Below are 1,321 nucleotides of genomic sequence, written 5' to 3' on the forward strand. Positions count from 1 at the left end.
ACAAGCAGGCGCGTGAAGCGCGCCGCAACGCTCAGGAAGAGCGCGCGAAGCGTCTCGAGGAAGCAGGCGTCTTCGACGACCTGTTCGCGAAGATCGACTCCGGCGAGATCCAGCTCGACGGTGACGGCGGGTTCATCCAGGAACTGATCAAGCGGGGCCTGGAGCGCGGGTTGCAGGCGGAGCTGACCGATCACGTCGGCTACGAGAAGGGCGACCCCGAGGCGCACGTGTTCCCGAACTCCCGTAACGGGTCGTTCCCGAAGACCGTGGGCACGAGCGTCGGCGATGTCGAGCTGCGCATCCCGCGGGACCGGGACGGGTCGTTCACGCCACGTCTGGTCCCCACCGGCAGCCGCAGGCTGTCGCAGCTGGACGAGATGATCGTCTCGCTCTACGCCGGCGGGATGACCGTCCGCGACATCGAGCACCACCTCGCCTCGACGGTCGGGACGGAGCTGTCGCACGAGACGATCTCGAACATCGTCGACGAGATCGCCGATGAGGTCCTGGCCTGGCAGTCGCGCCCGCTGGAGGCGTTCTACCCGGTGATCTACCTGGACGCGCTGATCGTGAAGGTCCGCGACGGCGGGCACGTGCGCAACAAGGCCGCGCACATCGCCGTCGGCGTCGACATGGACGGGATCAAGCACGTCCTGGGCATCTGGATCCAGGCCACCGAGGGCGCGAAGTTCTGGGCGGGTGTCTGCGCCGAGCTCGCCAACCGCGGCGTCCGCGACGTCCTGATCGTCTGCTGCGACGGGCTCACCGGGTTCCCCGAGGCGATCGAGGCGACCTGGCCCGATTCGATGGTCCAGACCTGCGTGGTCCACCTGATCCGCAACGCGATGCGGTTCGTCGGCTACGGGCAGCGCAAGGCCGTCGCGGCCGCGCTCAAGCCGATCTACCAGGCCCCGAGCGCGGACGCTGCCGAACGCGAGCTGGAGGCGTTCAAGGCGTCGCCTCTGGGGCAGGCGAACCCGCACGCGGTCGCGGTGTTCACCGACGCCTGGGAGCGGTTCACGCCGTTCCTCGCGTTCCCGCCCGAAGTGAGGCGGGTGATCTACACCACCAACGCGATCGAGTCGCTGAACTACCAGCTGCGGAAGGTCACCAAGAACCGCGGGCACTTCCCGAACGACCTCGCGGTGGTGAAGCTGCTCTGGCTGGCGATATGCAACATCGAAGACAAACGCGCCCGCGACCGCGAGAAGGAACGCGGCCTCGGCCGCGGCGCCAAACGCAAGGCCGAAGGACGCCTCGTCGAAGGGCAGGTCGTCACGAACTGGAAGAAGGCCCTCGAACAGCTCGCGATCGCCTTCCC

1 protein-coding gene is annotated in these 1,321 nt (G+C 67.8%); it reads left to right on the forward strand.

Annotation, left to right across the window (positions count from 1 at the left end; all coding sequences use genetic code 11):
• A partial coding sequence (locus ACYVGN_RS13405) for an IS256 family transposase (protein ID WP_460791363.1) occupies positions 1-1,321 on the forward strand: 1,321 nt, incomplete at both ends.

This window comes from Microbacterium lacusdiani, assembly GCF_054779895.1.